Annotated in this window: 20 protein-coding genes; 13 read left to right on the forward strand and 7 right to left on the reverse strand. The window is 40.0% G+C overall.

All coding sequences use genetic code 11. The features are described 5' to 3' along the window. A complete protein-coding gene (mlaF, locus tag ABN217_RS13615; protein WP_072069769.1) occupies positions 1 to 813 on the reverse strand; it encodes a phospholipid ABC transporter ATP-binding protein MlaF in 813 nt (270 codons plus the stop codon). Between the two features lie 243 nt (positions 814 to 1,056). Here mlaF and ABN217_RS13620 point away from each other — a divergent pair, with 243 nt between their 5' ends. The 12 genes from ABN217_RS13620 (at position 1,057) to rnk (ending at position 9,714) form a co-directional block, all read left to right on the forward strand. Continuing rightward, positions 1,057 to 2,037, forward strand: a complete 981-nt coding sequence (locus tag ABN217_RS13620) for a calcium/sodium antiporter (protein ID WP_072069770.1) — start codon at positions 1,057 to 1,059, stop codon at positions 2,035 to 2,037. 18 nt (positions 2,038 to 2,055) lie between these two features. Further along, positions 2,056 to 3,030: an arabinose-5-phosphate isomerase KdsD gene (gene kdsD, locus ABN217_RS13625; protein ID WP_109409260.1), complete on the forward strand. Its 975-nt coding sequence runs from the start codon at positions 2,056 to 2,058 to the stop codon at positions 3,028 to 3,030. A gap of 27 nt (positions 3,031 to 3,057) precedes the next feature. After that, a complete protein-coding gene (gene kdsC / locus ABN217_RS13630; RefSeq protein ID WP_072069772.1) occupies positions 3,058 to 3,615 on the forward strand; it encodes a 3-deoxy-manno-octulosonate-8-phosphatase KdsC in 558 nt (185 codons plus the stop codon). Positions 3,616 to 3,631: 16 nt separating this feature from the next. Continuing rightward, entirely contained in the window at positions 3,632 to 4,210 is a 579-nt protein-coding gene (gene lptC, locus ABN217_RS13635; RefSeq protein ID WP_072069773.1) for an LPS export ABC transporter periplasmic protein LptC, read from the forward strand. Continuing rightward, positions 4,191 to 4,724, forward strand: coding sequence for a lipopolysaccharide ABC transporter substrate-binding protein LptA (gene lptA / locus ABN217_RS13640; protein WP_109409258.1), 534 nt, complete (start codon positions 4,191 to 4,193; stop codon positions 4,722 to 4,724). The genes lptC and lptA overlap by 20 nt, the downstream gene beginning before the upstream one ends. 6 nt (positions 4,725 to 4,730) lie before the next feature. Further along, entirely contained in the window at positions 4,731 to 5,456 is a 726-nt protein-coding gene (gene lptB / locus ABN217_RS13645; protein WP_072069775.1) for an LPS export ABC transporter ATP-binding protein, read from the forward strand. A gap of 59 nt (positions 5,457 to 5,515) precedes the next feature. Continuing rightward, complete coding sequence (gene rpoN / locus ABN217_RS13650; protein ID WP_196554791.1) at positions 5,516 to 6,997, forward strand: RNA polymerase factor sigma-54; 1,482 nt, start codon at positions 5,516 to 5,518, stop codon at positions 6,995 to 6,997. Between the two features lie 23 nt (positions 6,998 to 7,020). After that, positions 7,021 to 7,308, forward strand: coding sequence for a ribosome hibernation promoting factor (hpf, locus tag ABN217_RS13655; RefSeq protein WP_036913954.1), 288 nt, complete (start codon positions 7,021 to 7,023; stop codon positions 7,306 to 7,308). Between the two features lie 149 nt (positions 7,309 to 7,457). Further along, positions 7,458 to 7,925 carry a PTS IIA-like nitrogen regulatory protein PtsN gene (gene ptsN / locus ABN217_RS13660; protein ID WP_023582879.1) on the forward strand — a complete coding sequence of 156 codons (468 nt, stop codon included), beginning with the start codon at positions 7,458 to 7,460 and terminating at the stop codon, positions 7,923 to 7,925. A 79-nt stretch (positions 7,926 to 8,004) separates the two neighbouring features. Next, positions 8,005 to 8,859, forward strand: coding sequence for an RNase adapter RapZ (gene rapZ / locus ABN217_RS13665; protein ID WP_064718868.1), 855 nt, complete (start codon positions 8,005 to 8,007; stop codon positions 8,857 to 8,859). Further along, positions 8,856 to 9,128, forward strand: coding sequence for a PTS phosphocarrier protein NPr (gene npr / locus ABN217_RS13670; RefSeq protein WP_072069777.1), 273 nt, complete (start codon positions 8,856 to 8,858; stop codon positions 9,126 to 9,128). Before rapZ ends, npr begins: the two co-directional genes overlap by 4 nt. A 175-nt stretch (positions 9,129 to 9,303) precedes the next feature. Continuing rightward, complete coding sequence (gene rnk, locus ABN217_RS13675) at positions 9,304 to 9,714, forward strand: nucleoside diphosphate kinase regulator (RefSeq protein ID WP_072069778.1); 411 nt, start codon at positions 9,304 to 9,306, stop codon at positions 9,712 to 9,714. 117 nt (positions 9,715 to 9,831) lie between these two features. Here the strand turns inward: rnk and pmbA are convergent, their stop codons facing one another. Then, positions 9,832 to 11,160 carry a metalloprotease PmbA gene (gene pmbA, locus ABN217_RS13680; protein ID WP_349459521.1) on the reverse strand — a complete coding sequence of 443 codons (1,329 nt, stop codon included), beginning with the start codon at positions 11,158 to 11,160 and terminating at the stop codon, positions 9,832 to 9,834. Between the two features lie 187 nt (positions 11,161 to 11,347). On the opposite strand from pmbA, the gene yjgA reads away from it, so the two are divergent. After that, complete coding sequence (gene yjgA / locus ABN217_RS13685; RefSeq protein WP_072069864.1) at positions 11,348 to 11,908, forward strand: ribosome biogenesis factor YjgA; 561 nt, start codon at positions 11,348 to 11,350, stop codon at positions 11,906 to 11,908. 75 nt (positions 11,909 to 11,983) lie between these two features. On the opposite strand, the gene ABN217_RS13690 is transcribed toward yjgA, so the two are convergent. The 5 genes from ABN217_RS13690 to yhdP form a co-directional block, all read right to left on the reverse strand. After that, a complete protein-coding gene (locus ABN217_RS13690) occupies positions 11,984 to 12,265 on the reverse strand; it encodes a barstar family protein (protein WP_072069780.1) in 282 nt (93 codons plus the stop codon). Continuing rightward, positions 12,265 to 12,765, reverse strand: coding sequence for a ribonuclease (locus tag ABN217_RS13695; RefSeq protein WP_349459523.1), 501 nt, complete (start codon positions 12,763 to 12,765; stop codon positions 12,265 to 12,267). Before ABN217_RS13695 ends, ABN217_RS13690 begins: the two co-directional genes overlap by 1 nt. A gap of 77 nt (positions 12,766 to 12,842) precedes the next feature. After that, complete coding sequence (tldD, locus tag ABN217_RS13700) at positions 12,843 to 14,288, reverse strand: metalloprotease TldD (RefSeq protein ID WP_349459524.1); 1,446 nt, start codon at positions 14,286 to 14,288, stop codon at positions 12,843 to 12,845. A 2-nt stretch (positions 14,289 to 14,290) separates the two neighbouring features. Further along, positions 14,291 to 15,145 carry a deaminated glutathione amidase gene (nit1, locus tag ABN217_RS13705; RefSeq protein ID WP_072069783.1) on the reverse strand — a complete coding sequence of 285 codons (855 nt, stop codon included), beginning with the start codon at positions 15,143 to 15,145 and terminating at the stop codon, positions 14,291 to 14,293. Then, positions 15,142 to 18,942, reverse strand: a complete 3,801-nt coding sequence (yhdP, locus tag ABN217_RS13710) for an AsmA2 domain-containing protein YhdP (protein ID WP_349459525.1) — start codon at positions 18,940 to 18,942, stop codon at positions 15,142 to 15,144. Before yhdP ends, nit1 begins: the two co-directional genes overlap by 4 nt. Between the last annotated feature and the right edge of the window lie 25 nt (positions 18,943 to 18,967).

Consider the following 18,967-nt stretch of genomic DNA (forward strand, 5'->3'; position numbering starts at 1 on the left):
CTAATTTCCTCGTCCTAATAGGTCGTCCTGATAATCTCCCGCAGGAAAACGGAAAGGTACAGGGCCATCAGCAATTCCATCTAAAAACTGTCTGACTTGCCTATCTGGGTTGTCTTGTAATTCTTTTGCACTACCTTGAGCAATAACTTTTTGCTCCGCTACAATATAAGCGTAATCGGCAATGCTCAACACTTCAGGCACATCATGAGAAACCACAACACACGTCACTCCGAGTGCATGATTTAACTCATCAATCAGCTTAACAAGTACGCCCATAGTGATAGGATCTTGCCCAACAAAAGGTTCATCAAACATAATTAATTCAGGATCAAGCGCAATAGCTCTGGCTAATGCTGCTCTTCGAGCCATACCGCCTGATAATTCAGAAGGCATTAAACTTGCAGCTCCACGTAAACCCACAGCTTCAAGCTTCATCATCACCGTTGTACGTATAAGCGCTTCAGGTAAATTTGTATGCTCTCTTAGCGGAAAGGCTACATTTTCAAATACATTCATGTCGGTAAAAAGGGCACCAGACTGAAAAAGCATACTCATTTTCTTTCTTGCGTGATACAACGCAGAACGTGATAGCGCCGGAATATTATCGCCATCAAACCAAATTTCACCGCTATCAGGAAGAATTTGTCCTCCCATAAGGCGTAATAAAGTTGTTTTACCAATCCCTGAAGGGCCCATAATTGCAGTCACTTTCCCTCTAGGTACAACAAGGTTAATCTCAGAAAAGATCTTCCTACTACCTCGAGTGAAGTTCATATTGCGCACTTCAATTAGATTGTCAGATTGTGCGTTCATGAATAAAACATCCTCAAGCCTGTCTGCATAAACAAATTTTTACGCTATTTTGGCAGGTCATTCGTTATGTTACAAAGAAATCACCACTATTTAGCAAAATAGTGCACGGTTAATTTTACTTTTCGTGCTTGGCTAGTCAAAATATGGTGAATTAGCAAAACCTTTTGACAATATGTTTTTTTATCAGCCCTGTCTTATTGGTTTTTTCTTTCTTTACTTGCTCATTGTCGGAAAACTGATGGCATGTTGATTACTTTGTCTCTTTTAATTTTTGGATTGATGCTACTTGTTTATGCATCAGACCGATTAGTCTATGGTGCGAGCGTTTTTGCGCAATCGTTAAAAATTCCACCCGCCGTTATCGGTATTTTGATTGTAGGCACTGGCACATCATTACCTGAGCTTTTTGTTTCTACCGATGCCTCGGTTCATAATTTACCTGACATTGCTATTGGTACTGCGATTGGTTCTACACTCACTAATCTTCTTCTTATTGCGGGCATTGGGGCGATGATCTACCCCATGAACATACAGTCTGCGGTACTGAAAAAAGAGCTTCCATTGATGATTATCGTCATCATGCTTGTGGGGATTATTTTATCTAGTGGGAACCTAGGGCTTAGAGAAGGTACTTTGCTCTTTTTTATTGGCTTTGCATCTATCTTTCTCATGATAAAAACGATGCATAAAACACTCACACAAGAGCGCCATGTATTACCATTAGAAACCTTAACCCGTTTTGAATTACAGACAAATCCTCGTAATTCAGTTGCTCTTTTCTGGGTCGTTATTGCCTTACTGATTATCCCAGTTGCGACTCAAATGATATTAGATAATGTCTTTATTCTAATGCAACAGTATCATCTTAGTGGTTTTTTTGTTGGTTTAACCTTGCTATCTATTGGAACAAGCCTACCTGAATTAGCAACAACCATTGTTGCAGCGCTAAGACGTGAAAATGAATTAGCTTTAGGAAATATTATAGGTGCTAATATTTTTAACCTAACATTTGTGTTAGGAATGCCAGCATTACTTTCACCAAGTACATTTAATATCAACACATTTTATTTTAGTTTTGCTGTACTTGGGGTGGCTAGTTTATTGTTTTCTATCTTTTCCTTAGGGCGAAAACGACGCCTAAATCGAGGAAAAGGGATATTCTTATTAGTTTGCTTTATTGTTTATATTACGGTGTTGTGCGTTGCACATTCTCTCTTAACCTAAAATAAATGGTACAAAAAAATGACCGAGTTTGATTTTCAGCAAGCGGGCAAAAAAGTCCTTCATATTGAACGTGATGGGTTAGCTGAACTAGAACAATATATCAACGATGATTTTACGCTTGCCTGTGAAAAAATTTTTCACTGCCAAGGTCGAGTGATTGTGATGGGTATGGGTAAATCTGGCCATATTGGGCATAAAATTGCTGCAACATTTGCCAGTACAGGAACACCTTCTTTTTTTGTTCATCCCGGTGAAGCAAGTCATGGCGATTTAGGTATGGTCACAGAAAAAGATATTGTTCTAGCGATTTCAAATTCTGGTGAAGCCAGTGAGATCCTTGCCCTTATTCCGGTTCTGAAACGCAAACAAATAACACTGATTTGTATGACACGCACTCCTCAAAGTACAATGGGGAAAGCGTCTGATATTCATCTTTGTATCAAAGTTCCTAAAGAAGCCTGTCCTTTAGGGCTTGCTCCCACAACAAGTACAACAGCAACATTAGTGATGGGCGATGCACTGGCTATCGCACTTTTACGTGCTCGAGGCTTTACTGCTGAAGATTTTGCCCTTTCTCATCCAGGTGGTGCGTTAGGTCGTAAATTACTCCTTCATGTGAGTGACTTAATGAATAAAGATGCTGATATCCCTCGTGTTACTAAAGACGCGACGTTACGCGAAGCACTTGTTGAGATTACCCGTAAAAAATTAGGTATGACGGTAATCTGCGATGATAGTATGTTAATTAACGGTATCTTTACTGACGGTGACTTACGACGCATATTTGATTTAGGAATTGATCTTAACAATGCCAAAATCTCTGATGTGATGACAAGAGGAGGCATTCGTATTCGCCCTGATTGTTTAGCCGTTGAAGCGCTAAATTTAATGCAAGCAAAACATATCACCTCGCTGTTAGTAACAGAACAAGATAGTGATATTCTGTTAGGTGTTTTACATATGCATGATTTACTACAAGCCGGTGTTGTATAAGCTAGTCATAACGTTCGAAGGATAAAAATGAATACAATGATAGAAACTTGTTATGGTGAAGTAAGCGAGCAAGTCATCAAAAAAGCAGAAAAAATCCAATTGCTGATTTGTGACGTTGATGGTGTGATGTCGGACGGACTCATTTACATGGGCAATAATGGCGAAGAGTTAAAAGCTTTTAATGTCCGTGATGGATATGGTATTCGTTGTTTGCTTACATCAGGTATTGAGGTTGCTATCATTACAGGTCGTCAATCTAAACTGTTAGAAGATCGTGCTAAAACCCTTGGCATTACATATCTTTACCAAGGTCAGCATAATAAGCTTTTGGCGTATCAACAACTGTTAGATACACTAAACCTTAAACATGAACAAACGGCCTATATTGGTGACGACCTAATAGATTTACCTGTAATGGAAAAAGTCGGACTCTCCGTCGCGGTTGCCGATGCGCATCCATTACTCACACCTCGGGCGGACTATGTTACTCGCATTATGGGTGGACGTGGTGCAGTACGAGAATTATGTGATTTAATCCTTTTAGCTCAAGGCCGGCTTGATGAAGCTAAAGGTCTTTCGATTTAACGTATAACGACACAGAATGAATAAATTAAAATCCTGGTTTACCTTAATTCTTGCAATTATCGCCCTTGGGCTAATTGGCTGGAACTATACTAACAACACTGAATTCGGTGATGGTGAAGTTGTTGATGATGGTCAACCAACTTATCAATCTAAATCATCGATATCTTTTGTTTATGAGCCAACAGGTATACTTGGATATAAACTCGTTGCTGATGATGTCAAAAACTATGCTCAGCAAAAGTTTACATGGTTTACTAACCCTGTCTTAACCACTTATTCGCCGGCAGGGGATGCAACATGGACCGTACGCGCCAATAAAGCCAAGCTAACCAACAGTAAAATGCTCTATCTTTATGGCGATGTTCAGATTGATAGCTTAAATGATGATTCTCAATTACAGAGAATAAGCACAGATAATGCTATCGCAAATTTGGATACACAGGATGTTTCCTCTGATGATGAAGTGACTATTATCGGCGTCGGACTGAAATCAGTCGGCTTAAAAATGCGAGGCAATCTGCGCGAGAAACACGCAGAGCTGATTGAAAAGGTAAACACCTATTATGAGATCCCTAATGAATCAAAAAATCCGTAATACACTGATTATCGGTACATTATTAGCAATAAGTGTACCTGCGATGGCGCTTAAAGATGACACGCAACAGCCTATTGTTGTCAATTCAGAAAAACAGTCGCTTGATCTAGAGAAAAATGTCACAACATTCACACAAAATGTTGTGATTAAACAAGGGTCTATCGATATCCGTGCTGATAAAGTCGTTGTTACACGCCCAGGTGGTGACTCTAAAAAAATCGTCATTGAAGCATTCGGTAATCCCGTAACTTTTTATCAGTTACAAGATGATGGCAAACCAATCAAAGGTCGTGGCGATAAAATGACCTATGAAATGGATAAAGAATTAATGACCTTAACGGGCAAAGCCTATCTTGAACAATTAGACAGTAATATCACTGGTGATAAGATCACTTATCTCGTCCCAACTCAGCAAATGGAAGCATTTAGCGGTAAAGGTAAACAAGTTACCACTGTTTTACTGCCTTCCCAGTTGCAAGAGAAAGGTACTGGTGCTAACAACAAAGGTAAGTAACACTTTATGGCGCTGTTAAAAGCTGAAAATTTAGCAAAAGCATACAAAGGACGCACCGTTGTCGGTGATGTTAGCCTGAACGTTAACTCAGGTGAAATTGTAGGCTTACTTGGCCCTAATGGTGCCGGTAAAACAACAACATTCTATATGGTTGTCGGCATTGTCGCTCGTGATGCAGGTAGTATTACTATTGATGATGAAGACATCACTCTGTTACCGTTACATGAACGTGCGCGTAAAGGAATAGGCTATCTACCTCAAGAAGCCTCTATTTTTAGACGGTTAAGCGTTTATGACAACATTATGGGAATTTTAGAAATTCGCCATGATTTAACACCAGAACAACGAAAAGATCGAGCAGAAGAGCTATTAGAAGAGTTCAATGTGAGCCATTTGCGTAACAGCTTAGGGCAATCATTATCAGGGGGTGAACGCCGTCGAGTTGAAATTGCACGCGCGTTAGCCGCAAACCCTAAATTCATTTTATTAGATGAACCTTTTGCTGGTGTTGACCCAATCTCAGTATTGGACATTAAAAAGATCATCCAACATCTACGTGATTATGGATTAGGTGTACTGATTACTGACCATAATGTTCGTGAAACATTAGATGTGTGCGAACGAGCCTATATTGTCAGCCAAGGTCATCTTATTGCTCATGGTTCACCAGAAGAAATTCTTGAAAATGAGCAAGTTAAACGTGTTTACTTAGGTGAAGGCTTCCGCCTGTAATCTTAGATTCACTTTTACTCTGTCATGGATGACAACAGCCAAGGACTCATCGCATCATTATGAAACAAAGTCTGCAACTTCGTCTCAGTCAGCAATTGGCAATGACGCCACAGCTACAACAGGCTATTCGTTTGTTGCAACTTTCGACGCTTGAATTACAACAAGAAATTCAGCAAGCGCTTGAATCCAACCCTCTTCTCGAACAAGACGACGATCAACAAGATCCCGTTTCAGATGATGCCTCTCATACAGAAAATCAATCTGACTCTACAACAGAAACAACAACTGAAAACGAAGTTGAAGAGCTCGATACACTGGATGCTTTAGAACAAAAAGAGATGCCTGACGATCTCCCATTAGATACCCAATGGGAAGAGATCTACACCGCGGGCACACCTTCTGGTACCAGTAATGACTATATGGATGATGAACTCCCACTGTATCAAGGAGAAACAACAGCTTCATTACAAGATTATCTGACATGGCAAGCTGAACTCACTCCGTTTACAGAAACAGACAGAGCCATTGCCATAAGTATTATAGATGCAGTTGATGAAACAGGATATTTAACTGTTACAACAGATGACATCCTGCTTGGAATGGGCGATGATGAGATAGAGCTTGATGAAGTTGAAGCCGTATTAAAACGTATTCAACGCTTTGATCCTATTGGCGTTGCTGCGCGTGATTTAAAAGAGTGTCTTTTGATTCAGCTTTCTGCTTTTTCAACAGATACCCCTTATCTAAAAGAAACACAGTTGGTCATTAGCCAACATTTAGAATTATTAGGTAATCGCGACTTTCGCCAATTGATGCGTCAAACGAAATTACGTGAAGAGACATTAAAATCGGTTATTGAAATAATTCAATCACTTGACCCTAAACCTGGATTAAGTATTGATACAGGCGAGTCAGAGTATGTTATCCCAGATATACTGGTAAAAAAATCAGGTGAACGCTGGCAAGTTGAGTTAAATACAGATAGCATTCCTCGCCTACGCATAAATGAAACCTATGCTGCATTGGGTCAATCGACTCAAAATGAGAGCGACGGAAAATTTATTCGTGACAATTTACAAGAAGCCAAATGGCTGATAAAAAGTTTAGAAAGCCGTAATGAGACATTATTAAAAGTCGCTCATTGCATTGTTGACACACAGCAGGCATTTTTCGAATTGGGTGAAGAGCATATGAAACCCCTTGTGTTAGCGGATATCGCTGAACAGGTTGAAATGCACGAATCCACCATTTCTCGAGTGACAACGCAAAAATTTTTGCATTGCCCAAGAGGAATTTTCGAATTGAAGTATTTTTTCTCTAGCCATGTGAATACTGATAGCGGAGGCGAAGCCTCTTCAACAGCAATCAGGGCTTTAGTGAAGAAACTAATCGCAGCAGAAAATCCAGCGAAACCACTTAGTGATAGTAAACTGGCCGATATGCTCGCAGAACTTGGTATACAAGTTGCTCGGCGCACTGTTGCGAAATATAGAGAGTCATTATCCATCCCGCCTTCAAATCAACGCAAAGAGTTGGTTTGAGCATAATTGAGAAGGAAGACACTATGGAACTTCAAATCACTGGTCATAACATTGAATTAACTGATGCTCTGCGTGATACCGTCAAAGCAAAAAGCGCGAAATTACCTCAGTTCTTTGACAAAATTAATAACGTTCAGGTTATCCTGAAAGTCGAAAAAGTGAATAAAATCGCTGAAGCGACCATTCAAGTTAATGGCGGTGAATTACATGCCTCTGCTGAAGCAGAAGATATGTACGCAGCAATTGATGGATTAATGGATAAACTGGCTCGTCAATTAACCAAACACAAAGATAAACTGAGACAACATTAATTCATTTCCCATTACGAAATGGGGATACAATCGGCGAAGTTACTGCGTTGTTTATGACTCGGTTCAAGCCAACGCCTAATCAATATCAGTAACAAAAAACCAGGTGTCACTTTGTGGCATCTGGTTTGCTGGTCTAAGTGAATAAGACAATGAACAACGATACAAAGATGAATATTAGCGACGTACTTTCTCTGGCATGTACACATAATGATGTACATTGCACGAGTAAAAAGCGCGCGTTAGAAATTATCAGTGAAAATGCGGCAAAAGCACTTAATTTACCCGAAACACTGATATTTGAAGCTTTACTGACGCGTGAAAAAGTCGGTACAACAGGGATTGGGGGTGGTTTAGCTATCCCTCATGGACGTATTGAAAGTGATGAAACAGAAAAAGTAGTTGGTGTGTTTCTTCACCTAAGCGAACCTATTGCCTTCGACGCTATTGATAATCAACCTGTCGATTTGTTGTTCGCATTACTCGTTCCTGCAACACAGTGCAAGGAACATTTACACACACTGTCTTTGATTGCAAAACAGTTGGCAGACAAAAACTTATGCCGCCGACTACGCTCCGCACAAAGTGATGAAGAGCTTTATCAGATTATCACAGAATAACCCCTACGGGTTTGTTGGGACGCGAATAGCATACAGTGGAATGATATTCATCACTGGGAAATTATAGGGGAGCTACCTCATGGTGCTGATGATAGTCAGCGGACGCTCTGGTTCAGGTAAGTCAGTCGCTTTGCGTGCGCTTGAAGACATGGGATTTTATTGTGTTGATAACTTGCCTGTTGATCTTTTACCTGAGCTCGCAAAAACACTGGCTGAACGTGATGCTTCTGCTGCCGCAGTCAGTATTGATGTCCGAAATATGCCAGAGTCGCCGGAGATCTTCGAAAAAGCGCTGGAAAGTTTACCCGCTGAATATTCTCCACAACTCTTATTTTTAGACGCAGATAGAAATACTTTAATTCGTCGTTATAGTGATACACGACGCTTGCACCCACTTTCGACCAAAAACCTTTCATTAGAAGTGGCAATTGATACCGAAAGTGATCTGCTTGAGCCATTACGATCACGCGCAGATCTCATCATTGATACGTCAGAAATGTCAGTTCATGAGCTAGCAGAAATGTTACGTACTCGCTTACTAGGTAAGCGTGAGCGTGAATTGACTATGGTCTTTGAATCCTTTGGATTTAAGCATGGTATCCCTATTGATGCAGATTATGTTTTTGATGTGCGTTTCTTACCAAACCCACATTGGGATCCAAAGCTGCGTCCGATGACAGGCCTCGATCGCCCTGTTGCGGCATTTTTAGATAGGCACACCGAAGTTCATAATTTTATTTATCAAACCAGAAGCTATCTTGAACTCTGGTTACCGATGTTAGAAACCAATAACCGTAGCTACTTGACGGTTGCGATTGGTTGTACGGGTGGTAAACACCGTTCTGTTTATGTTGCTGAACAACTTGCCGACTATTTCCGTTCTAGAGGGAAAAACGTACAATCACGACACAGAACACTAGAAAAACGTAAATGACCCAATACCGACAAGTTGCGATAAAAAATCGACTCGGCATGCATGCAAGGCCGGCGATGAAGTTGTTTGATTTAGTGAAAACATTTCAATCAACAGTAATTTTACGCAATAGCGAAGGGGTTGAAGCGCAAGCTGATAGTGTGATTGCTATGCTGATGTTAGATTCAGAGCAAGGCAGTCAAATTGATATAGAAGTGACAGGTTGTGACGAAAATGAAGCTATTGATGCTATTATTGCATTATTTGAATCTGGGTTTGATGAAGAATAATCGTAATAGAAAACAATAGATTAGCATTTCTTAACTAAATAACCCGAAAGAGACTGTGATCATGGTCTCTTTCTTTTTTATACAGAACCGCCTATTATCACTTATATGAGTTTAACAACACCCCCACCTTCCCCGTGGGGGTGTTGTTTTGCATTGGAATAAATTGGAGTGTGGTATGACAAAGCCAACAATTATCATCAACGAACTTGATGCTGAACGTTTAGATTCATTGCTAGAGCAACCTGCCTTTGCAGATAGCCCTATTGCTGAAGCCTTGAATGAAGAATTAGATCGTGCTGACATTGTTACACCAGCTGATATCCCTGCTAACATTGTCACAATGAACAGCAAAGTCCGCTTTATGGACTTAAAAAACAATGAAGAGCGTACTCGTACTTTAGTGTATCCCGCTTCATTAAAAGACAGCACCACTGAACTTTCAGTTATGGCACCAATGGGTGCTGCGCTACTGGGTTTAGCAATTGGTGACGAGATCAGTTGGAAGCTGCCTAATGGCCTTGAAACTAAGGTTAAAGTATTAGAAATTTTATACCAACCTGAAGCTGCTGGTGAATTACACCGTTAAACAGAGCTGATGGTTCGCGTCTTATTTTTATCTTCTCAAATTGAAAAGCACACAGATAAACGCGGTATCTCAGCCCATTGCGGGCTGAGATTAAAGGTTGTGAGGAGTATCTAAAATTTACTCACCGGCAATACTCATTTCTGGTAATAACAACGATCCACACTGAACATTACTACGCATCTCAATATCATCACCTATAGTGGCAATATTTGCCCACATATCTTTTAAATTGCCGGCAATAGTCACCTCACTAACAGGGTACTGAATTTCACCATTCTCAACCCAAAAACCGCTTGCACCACGAGAATAATCACCCGTCACGGTACTGACACCTTGTCCCATCAATTCCGTAACAACTAGTCCTGTTCCCATCTCTTTTAACAGTGCATCAAATGATAGACCTTGTCCTGGTATATACCAGTTATGAATACCACCAGCATGGCCATTACTTTTTAATCCTAACTTTCTTGCCGAATAAGTAGTTAATAGCCACTCTTGTAAAACACCATCTTTAATAATATTGGCATCGGTTGTGCGCACACCTTCACTATCAAATGGTGTTGATGCCAAACCTCTCATTAAGTGAGGACGCTCTTGAATATTGAGCCATTGAGGGAAAATTTGTTTGCCCAAACTATCTAGTAGGCAAGAAGATTCACGGTAAATCATACTACCGCTAATTGCCGCAACTAAATGGCCAAAAATACCTGTCGCAACATCAGCCGCAAAAATAACAGGGGCTTTCATGGTTGGGAGTTTACGAGGGGCGAGACGTGATAAAGTACGACGGGCACATTCCTGCCCTACCCATTCAGGAGATGCTAGATCATCAAAACGACGGCTAATGGTATAAGCGTAATCGCGCTCCATATCTTCACCATCACGAGCAATCACACAACTCGACATCGAATAACGCGAAGATGAATAGCTTTTTAATAAGCCAAGACTATTTCCAAATACACGAGTTCCACTGTGGCTATTAAAACTGCCCCCTTCGGTATTAATAATTCGGCTATCACTGTCTAATGCTGCTTTTTCTGCTCTTGAAGCCAGCTCTATTGCCTTATCTGCAGTCACATCAGTTGGATGGTATAGATCAAGGAAAGGTGCATCAAACGCTAATAACTCTTTATCAGCTGGGCCTGCATAAGGATCAACTGAAGTATAGCGCGCAATATCCACCGCAGCTTGTACTGCACGTTTAATCGCATCAGGACTTAAATCGGTAGAAGAAGCACTGCCTTTGCGTTGTTGTTGATAAACAGTAATGCCTAATGCGCCATCACTGTTAAATTCAACATTTTCAACTTCACCATAACGTGTACTAACACTAATACCTGTGGATTTATTAATAGCAACTTCTGCACTGTCACACAGTTTTTCCGCCAGCTCCAATGCAAGCGAGACGGCGTCTTCAAGCTGTTTTACCTGATCTGAATTATTCATTGAGAACCATTTTTCCTAAGGAGAACTCCACTTTTTACTTATTTTTAGCAAAGTAAATCAATTGACAGGTGGTCAACAAGCGATTTTCCCAGTTACAATAGAAGATATATGAATGTTATCACCCGTCGGGCTTTTGGTCATTCACCAAATCACACTCCCGGCTTACTCTGCAACAGGAATTTTTATTATGGCAAAGCAGCCTGAAGAGTGGCATTACCTCAATCCTGAATTTGACGATACTTCGTCAGAAGAGGAAGAGGAGGAAGAAATTATCTGGGTCAGCAAAAGCGAAATTAAACGTGATGCTGAAGCGCTCAAAAAACTAGGCACTGAATTAGTGGAATTAAGTGCGCAAGAATTAGAGCGTGTGCCATTAGATGAGAAATTATTAGCCTCTATTCAATTAGCACAAAAAGTACAGCGTGAAGCGCGCCGTCGCCAAATTCAATATATCGGAAAATTACTGCGCAATGTGGATGAAGATCCGATCCGCCAAGCGCTTGATAAACTAAAAAACCGCCACAACCAACAGATCTTAGTGCTCCATAAATTAGAAGATCTGCGAATTCGCCTTGTCGAAGGTGGCAATGAGGTGATTGAAGAAGTCGTCGCTCTTTACCCAATGGCTGATCGCCAGCAATTACGTACACTTATTCGTAATGCTAAAAAAGAGAAAGAAGCAAATAAACCACCAAAATCATTTCGCTTATTATTTCAATATCTAAAAGATTTATCAGAATCAGCATAAAACCTGATCCTCCTGAAAACGCAGTGTAAAACGATATTACGACTGCGATTTTCAGGTGTCTGTTTCTATACTTTGCTATTTTTGATTTTTATGCTCACAACTAAAGCTCAATAATGCTTTACCTAGTTCGTTTTGTGCATCTTGCATTAACTCAACTAAAGGCTGAAAATCACTAGAATGATGAGGTAAATGCTTAAAAATGATTTTTACTGGTAATTCAATTTCTCCCATTAACACATCCCATAATGCATCTAAGTTATTACCAAAATGCTCATCTAACTGAAATTGCAATGCAAAATCCCGATAAAAGGCATCTCTATCTGCCAGCATCTTAAAATCAAAAATAACCTGTTTCATTAAGGAGCCACTTTTGTCATTGTACGATAATGATCCGTGGTGACATAAATTAGCCCATCATTCGAATAGAGCAATCTATCACTACCTCGATGACCACATTGATAATTTACATCGGCTTCATACCACTGACGTCCCGCTTCTTCGGGTAACTGTTTTTCACGGTTCATAAAGCGATCGCCACCAATAGCCCTTCCTGGTAATACTTCACACAAATTACCTGCTTTTGCATTCCAGCCCTTTTCTCTTGCTTGTTTTTTAGTGAGATAAAAATCAGGTAGTTGTTGATGATGTTGTAAATAATTAGCCACTGCACTAGCTTGCGTTTTTTCATCGATAGACAGTGGAATTTGTGCCGGTTTATTGGTGCTATTGCTAGATGATGGTGGAATAGAAATTGACGATGAAGATACTGATGTTTCACTTTCGGGAAGCAAGCCCTTATAAAGAACACCAAATAAAACAGCAATAACAATAATAACTGGTAATAAACGTTTACCCATAAATTAACACCTTCATGATAAAAAACTCCATCAATTGATGGAGTTTAATAAATACGCCTAAATAACGATAGTAATAATTAAGCCGTACCACCTACCGTGATTTTATCCAGCTTCAAGGTTGGTTGACCAACGCCAACAGGTAGGCTTTGTCCTTCTTTACCACAAACTCCGACCCCCTTGTCTAACGCAAGATCATTACCCACCATTGAGACTTGTTGCATGGCTTCAATACCTGAACCAATCAACGTTGCCCCTTTAATCGGTTTTGTTATCTTTCCGTTTTCAATTAAATAAGCTTCAGATGTTGAGAAAACAAATTTACCCGATGTAATATCAACCTGACCACCACCAAAATTAGGTGCATAAATACCACGATCAACACTTGCAATAATCTCTTCTGGTGACGATTTACCCGCCAGCATGTAAGTATTAGTCATACGAGGCATAGGAAGATGTGCATAAGACTCACGCCGACCATTTCCTGTCGGTGCAACCCCCATTAAACGAGCGTTCATCTTATCTTGCATATAACCTTTTAAGATACCGTTTTCGATTAACACATTGTATTGCCCCGGAACACCTTCATCATCAATAGCAACAGAGCCACGACGTCCTTCAATTGTGCCATCATCAACAATAGTACAAAGCTCAGAAGTGACTTTTTCACCAATGCGGCCTGAAAATACAGAGGTTTCACGACGGTTGAAGTCACCTTCTAAACCATGCCCAACAGCTTCATGTAATAACACGCCGGGCCATCCTGCACCTAGTACTACAGGCATTGTTCCAGCTGGTGCTGCAATTGCAGATAAATTCACTAATGCCATCCGCACCGCTTCACGCGCATAAGTCACAGCGTGGCTTTCACCGTCAACTTTCATTAAAAAGTAGTCATAACCAAAGCGACCACCACCACCACTTGCACCACGTTCACGTTTGCCATCTTCTTCCACCAGCACGCTGACAGAAAGACGAACTAAAGGACGCACATCGGCTGCTAATGTGCCATCGGTTGCAGCAACAAGCACATGTTCATAAACACCTGTTAATGATGCATTAACCTGTTTAACACGCTTATCTTCAGCACGCGCAACTTTATCTACTTCATGCAATAGTGCAATTTTTTCTTCACGAGAAAGGCTTTGTAACGGATCATTTAAGCTGTACAGCGGAGAATGTTGAATAGCACCTAAAGTATGGATACGACCATTACCCTTAGCCTGAACAATGCTTCGCGCGGCGTGCGCACTTTGATTCAGTGCGTTAAGCGTTAATTGGTCAGCATAAGCAAAACCGGTTTTTTCACCATAAATTGCTCTGACACCAACCCCTTGATCAATATTATAAGAGCCATCTTTAATAATCTGATCATCAAGTATCCAAGCTTCGTGGTAACTTGATTGAAAATAAAGATCACCATAATCAATTTGACGCTGTGCAAGCTGCTCTAGTGTTGATGCTAAATCATCTAAACTAAGTTTGTTTGCTTCCAACAGACTTTCGCTAACAACAGCTAAACTCATAATTATTCTTTGTCCTTAACTTTTTTGATTAAGTGGGTCAGTTTCGGGCGAAAGCGGTTATGTTTCACGACCCGGATCTGTTCACGCATACCGTGTAAACTCTCGACACCAACATTGAGTGTTAGCGCACTGACAGCATCAGGGTTCTTTTTCAAGACTTTACCCCAACCATCAATCGCCATGGTATGACCCCAAGTCCGGCGCGTATCATGTGTACCCACTTGTGCAGGCGCTAAGATAATACACTGATTCTCAATCGCGCGAGCACGTAATAAAGGCTCCCAGTGTGCTTTTCCCGTTAAACGAGTAAAGGCCGCTGGTACAGAAATAATCTCTGCACCTTTCTCTCTTAATGCTTGGAAAATACCTGGGAAACGGAGGTCATAACAGATAGTTAAACCTAATTTTCCGACAGGGGTATCGACTACGGTTAGGCGTTCACCACGCTGATAAATAGAAGACTCATTATATTCGCCCTGTTCATCGTCAATACTCACATCAAACATATGAATTTTATCATAACGAGCACGAATAACGCCTTCATCATCAAAGACCAAACTACTGCTGGTAATTTGATCTGAAGAGTCTCGACTAATCAAAGGCATAGAACCTACTAAAATCCACACTTTGTAACGCTGAGCCATTTTAGCGATTGCATTTTGCAATGGCCCATCACCCTGAATTTCAGCGTGTTTATGATAATCTTTAGAGTTCGAAAAAAGTAACGCATTTTCAGGTGTTAATACCAGCTTCACTGAATCGGGTAATTGCTTAATCTGTTGCTCGATTTGCGCCAGATTATTTTTTGTATTTTTTCCGCTACAAAGTTGCAAAAGTGCGACATTAACTTTTTTCATAACGCCTGATTCTCCTTAAGCTGACGCAGTACTTCGTCAATTTTGGGTTGTTCCATAGTTCCGGTCACATGATAACGGATAACTGAAATCTTACTCCAAAGTGGTCCCAGAACTTTTGATGCCGCAAAAACTGCGGCGCCTGCAATAGGGTTTATTGCGAAAGCCGTAGCAACACCGACTGTAGCTGAAATCTCAGGGGTAACTACAACTTGTAGATCCATTTTACGTTCAAGTAAATCCACTTTCCCACTTATCGCAATATCAGCAATAACACCATCAACACGAACACTTTCTGCATTCATAATACCTTGATTAATCGTAATTTCACTTTTAATCGAATCATATTCAAAATGCTCACTGAAAGTATCTCTAAAATCAAACTGCAATTTACGTAAAAGCGCGTCAAAACTTACTAGTCGTAGTAATTTACCCGCTTGTCCTACATCGACTTTCTCTATGCGTCCTTTGCCTAAAACAGATTTAATATCACCATTTAAGTTCGCAATAGTAAAATTCCACGGTGTATCATGCCATTGTAATGAAAAATCAGCAGAAAGAGGAGATTGTATAACAGGCACGATATACCCAAAGTAAGCGGCCAATTCATCAATTTCATCAGCTTTTAGCTTACCGATTAGTTTTGTCGTGTTCTTTCCGTCCAGGCCTTCTGACCATACTCCATTAACCTGAAGCTCGCCGCTGCTATTTTCTAATTTACCGCCAGTTAAAAACAAAGCGCCTTCATTTTGTTTTAACGAACCTTCAATTTTTCCTAAAAGTAGACCATTAACCCAACACTCCCGACATTCAAAATCAATAGAAGGAATATTTTTCACTGAAAACTTCAATGCATTAGGATCAGGAATATTGGCCATTTTTAATGGTTTTTCTTCTTGAGAAGTGGAAGCACCATTAAAATAGAGATAATTAATATTTACTTGCCAAGGTGCCGATGTTTCAGGAATAAATACATCGCCTCGTAATTCGCTTCCCGAAAATGCTAATTTTACACCATCACTAACTCGCATAATTTCAGTTTGTGGGTTATTCCATTTTTGCCCAGCAAAATTTAAATCGGGTAAACTGATATGCACATTATCAGGGAAACTCACTGCATTTTCAGAAGGTGTTAATGATGAAAACGCGATTAATGTCGGTAACCACTTATCTCCTTCTAGTTCCTTAAGAGCAATGGTTAAACGCTGTTGTGAGCTTAACTCAGGTAATTTGAGAGTAGAAGAAACAAGGTTGCCTTGTAATAAACGAAGTTGTTTGCCTAATCCCCATTGGCTATTAAGTTTCCACTGTTTTTCAGCGTTAGCATTCACCGTCAAGGTTTCACTATTACCATTTGCTGAAATCACAATAGGGGAAGAGTTTTTTAAGTCTTGAGTTTCAGGTACTGTTAATTTACTTTTTAATGTATTGATATTCCCTGTTAAATCAACTTGATAATCGACATCACCTTTTTCGGGGATCTTAACATTAACGTTGCCACTCCATGGGAATACACCACTAAATTTCTGCTGAATATCGCTAGGCAATCCCTGAACTTTTTGAATATCCCATTGGCCTTTTAAGCCTACATCTACTTGATAATTATCCGTAGTATTATGGCTTGTAAATGAAAATGCGAGTGGCTGGCCAAACCAATTGGCTGTTAAGGTATCACTTTCAAGTTTGTCATTATGGTAACGAAATTGCCCGCTAACACCCTTTAACGTGGTATCCATAAAATTCAATGTGACATCATTATTTTTTAAATTTATCTCGCCAGATGCAACAACATCATCACCATCAAAAGGAATATCAAGCTTCAATGTGCCATTAATTTTTCCTGCCACTTTAAGCTCTTCAAGCGTATGACCAATGCTCGCCATTTGAGAATCTAAGAAATACTCTTTTAGTTCATCCCTTGTTGCTTGAATATTCGCATTAATTAAGATCTTTTCTTGTCGATAGCTTTCAATCACCGCACTTAAATTTGTCGCTGTTGCGTTACCTACTTTCGCTTCTGACGATGACATCCATAATCCATCATTTTTAAAATCTAGATTAATATCGAGATCGAATAATGCGGGCCATTCACTATCAAATTTAAACGTAGCATGTTTAACAGGGGCATAAACTTGAAACCACCCTTTGTGGTTATCAAAAGGAAAATCTGCCGGATCACCATGGAAGATAAATGTTCCATTGTCGATATTACCCGCAATAATCGCATCTGAAAGATATCGAGTAAGTTCTTTACCAACATACTTTTCTGGCAGATAGCGCCATGTATCGCCAGCATTGGTCACTCTTACGCCTGATAAAATAGAAAGTCGCTGATCTTCACCTTGCTTTTCATAACGAAAATCTCCCGCAACCCATGCTGATGTTGCTTGAATATCGAGTCCTTGGCCCCAAAGTGACAAATTATCCCCAGAATGTTGCCAATAAAGTGTTCCTTTTCCTTTTTCGATATTTAGTGGTGCTTTAAATAATTCGCCAGTATCTATTTCACTGTCCGCTAGGGCAAAGTTAAACTCACCACTTTGCATACTCCCTTTTAATTGCCCGCTGAAATGTTGCACTGATGGGATCTCTTGCCAGCGCTTCCAACCTACATTTTCCCAAGAGAGATTAATCGCACTTTGCTCGAAGTGTTCAGGTGTAAGATCTAAGGCAAAATCATTAACCACACCAGAAAATTGGCGATACTGCCACTGACGTACAAAATCAGGCGTTAAAAACGAAAATAATGGCAACAATGCATACAGCCTATCTAACTCGATATTTTTAGCTCTAATACGCCATGCTTCATCATGTTGTTTTTCTTTCGGTTGATAAAGAACGGCTAAATAGCCATCAGGCCACTCTTCACCATCCATGGTAATTTTTCGAGTATAAGGAATATCAGCAAGCCAACCATTTTCTTGTCTTCTCATGCGTAAAATTAAGTCTTCAACATTTAATACATGTGAAGTGCCTTCACTACGCCAATCCATTTCACCTTGATGAATTTGTAATTGGCTTCCCGTAATACGGCCTTTAGTGATTTCAATCCAATTTGATAAGCTTGCTTTAGCTTCACCTAAACCACTATTATTTTTTACCCACTGGCTAAGCCAAGGAGAAATATCAATATCATCGGCAGTAAGAAATACCTTACCATTATCAATTAAACCTTCATTCGTGGTATAGAGGTCGAGGCGAACTTTTAAACCACCATAGTGATTAACTGGTGTGTCAAGGGTGACTTCACCTTGAGCACGGTGGCGTTGTTTTTGATTTAGCCACATCAATTCAGGAACATATAATGTACTGGTATCACCTGAAGGGGTTAGAAAAATAAAACGGCTTTTGACTAGCTTAAAGCGATCGAACTGTTCAAGAAAAAGCGAAGAAATATCATCAGGTGCAGTTAGCGTAATATCGCCACTTTGCCCAGTAAAAATAGGGCGTTGGTAATTGACATCTAATTGCTCAAAGGTCAGTTCACGAAAATGAGGACGAAAAGTCAATAATGAACGCCACACATCAAAAGAAAAAGTCACTTTTTCTGCGTTAATGTTGACATCTTTATTCTTAATATTAAGCCCTTTAATATGAATATCTGGGCCAAAATTCTGCCATTCCCCATTAATTTTCGTTATTGAAACAGGGCTATTAAGTTGTTTTGTTAAATACGTTTCTATTTCAGGGCGATAATTATCTAAACGAGGCAGAAAATAACGAAACCCGCTTAACACCAAGGCAAAAACGATGAGGCAAAAAACTGTTATCACTAACAGGTATTTAGGTAGCCGCTTCATTTTTGTCTCCTTTCTGCCATCATAT

The sequence above is a fragment of the Proteus sp. fly-1067 genome, assembly GCF_040139345.1.
In the GTDB taxonomy this organism is placed as follows: Bacteria; Pseudomonadota; Gammaproteobacteria; order Enterobacterales; family Enterobacteriaceae; genus Proteus; species Proteus vulgaris_B.